The 5,058-nt window shown below is 42.9% G+C and carries 4 protein-coding genes and 1 rRNA gene; all 5 read left to right on the forward strand.

Going from position 1 to position 5,058, the window contains the following annotated elements; genetic code table 11:
- Positions 1-477 precede the first annotated feature (477 nt).
- Positions 478-948, forward strand: a complete 471-nt coding sequence (locus tag AC1DOS_RS17805) for a DinB family protein (protein WP_477538578.1) — start codon at positions 478-480, stop codon at positions 946-948.
- 124 nt (positions 949-1,072) lie between these two features.
- Positions 1,073-1,471: an NUDIX hydrolase gene (locus AC1DOS_RS17810; protein WP_477538579.1), complete on the forward strand. Its 399-nt coding sequence runs from the start codon at positions 1,073-1,075 to the stop codon at positions 1,469-1,471.
- A 36-nt stretch (positions 1,472-1,507) separates the two neighbouring features.
- On the forward strand, positions 1,508-1,807 hold the full coding sequence (locus tag AC1DOS_RS17815) for a hypothetical protein (RefSeq protein WP_477538580.1): 300 nt from the start codon (positions 1,508-1,510) through the stop codon (positions 1,805-1,807).
- Between the two features lie 74 nt (positions 1,808-1,881).
- Positions 1,882-2,448: a signal peptidase I gene (lepB, locus tag AC1DOS_RS17820; RefSeq protein ID WP_477538581.1), complete on the forward strand. Its 567-nt coding sequence runs from the start codon at positions 1,882-1,884 to the stop codon at positions 2,446-2,448.
- Between the two features lie 983 nt (positions 2,449-3,431).
- Positions 3,432-4,987: ribosomal RNA gene (locus AC1DOS_RS17825) — 16S ribosomal RNA — on the forward strand.
- Positions 4,988-5,058 lie beyond the last annotated feature (71 nt).

The raw sequence follows: 5,058 nt of genomic DNA on the forward strand, positions 1-5,058 counted from the left end.
ACCAAGGGGGCGAGTCTCGGAGCGTATTCCATACGCGAGAAACGAGAAGCCCGCAGGTGACGAAGAAATCTGCCGTTCATCGTCTTTCGCAGCCCGAATACGGAAGTTAAGCTCGTGCGCCGATGGTAGTTGGGGGTCTCCCCCTGCAAGAGTAGGACGTCGCTAGGCAACTAGGAAACCGGTACCGAAAGGTACTGGTTTTTTTGTGTTCATTTTCTATTGAGTCGAAGGTGTGCGAGAAAGAGGAGGAACAAAGAGTTCGAGGAAACAAAGGGTGGAGTCTCTGGCGCTAGGCAATAAAGAAACCGGTACCTAAAAGTACTGGTATATTTTTGTTTATTTTTTTAGTTAAGTTGCGAGTGATCTACTCTAAATTCGAATGCTTGAAGGAGAAGAAGATAAAAGGGTTTTTTACAAAAAACAAGAATATATATAGTTTGTGTTAAAGAATTATCTTTGAAAATGGAGGACTCAAATATGGAGTCGTTAATTGAAGAGTACGGCAGCGGATACAAGATGTTGCGGGAAGCCATTGAAGGTTTGTCGGAAGATGAGCTTCGTTTCAAACCTGCATCAGACAAATGGAGCATCCATCAGATACTAATCCATATGGCGGATTCTGAAATGGTGTCAACACAGAGATTGAAAAAAGTATTGTCAGAGGAGGAACCACTTCTGATGTCGATTGACCAGGATGCTTGGGCGGATGCCTTAGGGTATGAACAGTTGGATCGGGAACAATATCTGCTCTTGTTCCAATTACTTCGTTCCAGTATGTTACCTATTCTGGCCCAACTGACATCCGAACAAGTCGAGAGGGTGGGGAATTATGCCGACGCGGGACGGTTCACATTCAAAGAATTATTAGAATACCGCGTTCAGCATGTACGAGGACACCTCGCTCAGATTAAGCAGGTAAAGAAGGTATATGGGAAGATCCAAGAATAAAGGTAGGTACTTGCTAAACTAATTGAACCTTTACTTGGAGAACCACAAGCTATTTAGACGGTTCTTTATTCTTCTGGAACAAGGGATAGGATGAAGAAGCCGCGGTACTCAATAAGGGGGAATTATGGTGAGAGATAGAGGTTCAATAGTGCTTATAGAAAATAAAAAGGTTGGACTTATTAAAAGAATTAGGGAAGGTTCTGTATATTACATTTTTCCGGGTGGTGGAATTGAAGAAGGTGAAACACCTGAAACAGGCACAAAAAGAGAAGCTTTAGAAGAGTTAGGTGTTAAAGTTAAAGTTAAAGAGTGTATTGCAAAAGTCGGGTTCAACGGTACACAATACTTTTTCCTGGCTGAAATAATTTCAGGAACTTTCGGAACTGGACAAGGTGAAGAGTATACGGATGGAAATAGAGGGGGAGGTACATATTTGCCAATGTGGGTGGGTATAGAAGAACTATCATCTATTGATGTGAAACCCAAAGAAGTAGCTTTAAAAGTACAGTCCTTATTCAACTAAAGAGTGCTTAGCAATATGTTTGATAGGGGATGAATTATGTTTCGAGTATTGTTGGAATTAATACGAATCACAGCCGTTTTTTTAATTCTTGGCAGTTTAATGGGAGCTTTAATGAAATTAATCTACGCAAGTTTAGGAATAAATGTTGGTAATACCAATGGGGGCTGGTTAGTAGGCTTGTCCATTCTTATATTAATTTTCGTATTATATAGAAATAGGCTTCAGTTTTCCGGGTTTTATAAAGGAGAAGGAAAATGGAAGATCTCGAAAAAGGTTAGTATTTATCTGATTTCTTGTTCAATCCTGATGCTAATCTTGGCACCATTATTTCACTAACGGGATCTACGAAGAAGGAATTATCAACTATATTAAAGAATAGTATATTTTGAAAGAAGCTAGGAGGCCAAAACATGGAACAAACAAAAAAAGAAATGAGTGAAATTTGGGAATGGGCAAAAGCACTGTTCATTGCATTTGGACTTGTTTTGCTAATTCGTTATTTCTTATTTACCCCCATTGTTGTAGATGGAGAATCAATGAAGCCAACACTTGACGATGGAGACCGAATGATAGTCAACAAAATAGGCTATGAAGTAGGAGAACCAAACCGCTATGATATCGTGGTCTTTCACGCACCTGAAAAGAAGGATTACATTAAAAGAGTAATTGGATTGCCAGGCGATCATGTTGCCTATAAAAATGATCAGTTATATATAAATGGAGAACCACAGGATGAACCATATTTAGAGTCCCGTAAAGAAGAGCTAAACGAAGGTGATGGTACTTTAACAGAAGACTTTACACTTGAAGAACGTACTGGAAAGACAATCATTCCCGAAGGATACGTGTTTGTTATGGGGGATAATAGGAGAAATAGCAAAGACAGTCGAATAATTGGATTGATTTCAATAGAAGAAATAATAGGCGACACTGGTCTTATTTTTTGGCCACCAAGTGAAGTAGGCTTTGTGAAGTAGTTTACTAGATAATACAACAATTGACTAACGAGTACTTGAAGTGAAGAAGCTGCTACCATTCGTAGTAGCTTCTTCTTCTTTTCTTATTGAATAAAGTTGAATACTTCCTTATCGGAATGTTATGTCGACCTAAGGTTTATAAGTCATACAATGCATTTGAGTAATAACGAGAATCTACGGAATAGTCGTCTAGTTTCTGCTTCAACAAAACGGCAGGTTAATAGAATAAGGAGGTATATTGTAGAAGTTGTTAATGCGTAAGAGGTTTTCAACCAGCAGAAGTGATTTCTGTAAAGGATAGTATCTCTTTTCGATGTTAATAGAACAAAAAGGTTTTATTATTCAAAATGTCTATAGTTCTTTGGAAAAAGGTCCTTTGAAAAAAGACAGCATGAAATGGCTTATGTTTACAAAAAGATAAGTTCTTATGGAACTAAGAAAAGCTCAAGTAGGGTTAAAAGGCTTTTGTCGTATTGAACTAAAAGGACAGTGGAGTTCAATTAAATAAAATACAAATACGATGAATGGTTGAGGAGAGAGTCTCGGAATCTCTCTCATTTATATTTCCTTTAAGAGTACCGAGTGCTTGTCTCAAAAGGATATCAGAAGAAAGCAATTAGGAAGCAAATTGAGATTAGAAAAACTTTTAGTATTGTGTTGACTTTTATAAKCTAGGCTGATATATTTATTAAGTTGCTGATTTGAGCGCAACGAAGTAAATAAAAAAGCAAAACTTTTTGTTGACATGACATCAAGAATTTGCTAAGATATAAGAGTTGCTGTTGAAACAGTGACCAACACATGAACCTTGAAAACTGAACAGCAAAACGTCAACTAACAAGCGGAACGCACTTCGGTGTCGGAAGCATAAACGTTTTCTTCCGCCGACACCTGTCGGTATCGAAAACAAACTTGAACTTAATTGTTCATTATAAACGTCAAATTTTTGACGCCAGCAACAAAGTCGAGCTAATCGACTCACCATTATGGAGAGTTTGATCCTGGCTCAGGACGAACGCTGGCGGCGTGCCTAATACATGCAAGTCGAGCGGAATGATGAAGAAGCTTGCTTCTTCTGATTTTAGCGGCGGACGGGTGAGTAACACGTGGGCAACCTACCTTGTAGATTGGGATAACTCCGGGAAACCGGGGCTAATACCGAATAATCCATTTTGCTTCATGGCAAGATGTTGAAAGGCGGCTTCGGCTGTCACTACGAGATGGGCCCGCGGCGTATTAGCTAGTTGGTAGGGTAATGGCCTACCAAGGCGACGATACGTAGCCGACCTGAGAGGGTGATCGGCCACACTGGGACTGAGACACGGCCCAGACTCCTACGGGAGGCAGCAGTAGGGAATCTTCCACAATGGACGAAAGTCTGATGGAGCAACGCCGCGTGAGTGAAGAAGGTTTTCGGATCGTAAAACTCTGTTGTAAGGGAAGAACACGTACGAGAGTAACTGCTCGTACCTTGACGGTACCTTATTAGAAAGCCACGGCTAACTACGTGCCAGCAGCCGCGGTAATACGTAGGTGGCAAGCGTTGTCCGGAATTATTGGGCGTAAAGCGCGCGCAGGCGGTTCTTTAAGTCTGATGTGAAAGCCCACGGCTCAACCGTGGAGGGTCATTGGAAACTGGAGAACTTGAGTACAGAAGAGGAAAGCGGAATTCCACGTGTAGCGGTGAAATGCGTAGAGATGTGGAGGAACACCAGTGGCGAAGGCGGCTTTCTGGTCTGTAACTGACGCTGAGGCGCGAAAGCGTGGGGAGCAAACAGGATTAGATACCCTGGTAGTCCACGCCGTAAACGATGAGTGCTAAGTGTTAGGGGGTTTCCGCCCCTTAGTGCTGCAGCTAACGCATTAAGCACTCCGCCTGGGGAGTACGACCGCAAGGTTGAAACTCAAAGGAATTGACGGGGGCCCGCACAAGCGGTGGAGCATGTGGTTTAATTCGAAGCAACGCGAAGAACCTTACCAGGTCTTGACATCCCACTGACCGGCTTAGAGATAGGCTTTTCCCTTCGGGGACAGTGGTGACAGGTGGTGCATGGTTGTCGTCAGCTCGTGTCGTGAGATGTTGGGTTAAGTCCCGCAACGAGCGCAACCCTTGATCTTAGTTGCCAGCATTCAGTTGGGCACTCTAAGGTGACTGCCGGTGACAAACCGGAGGAAGGTGGGGATGACGTCAAATCATCATGCCCCTTATGACCTGGGCTACACACGTGCTACAATGGACGATACAAAGGGCTGCAAACCCGCGAGGGGGAGCCAATCCCATAAAATCGTTCTCAGTTCGGATTGTAGGCTGCAACTCGCCTACATGAAGCCGGAATCGCTAGTAATCGTGGATCAGCATGCCACGGTGAATACGTTCCCGGGCCTTGTACACACCGCCCGTCACACCACGAGAGTTTGTAACACCCGAAGTCGGTGAGGTAACCTTTACAGGAGCCAGCCGCCGAAGGTGGGACAGATGATTGGGGTGAAGTCGTAACAAGGTAGCCGTATCGGAAGGTGCGGCTGGATCACCTCCTTTCTAAGGATAATTACGGAATATAGACCTTGGGTCTATAAGTTGACGTTTTGCGTTCAGTTTTGAAGGTTCAT

The sequence above is a fragment of the Paenisporosarcina sp. P5_A11 genome (genome assembly GCF_056400705.1).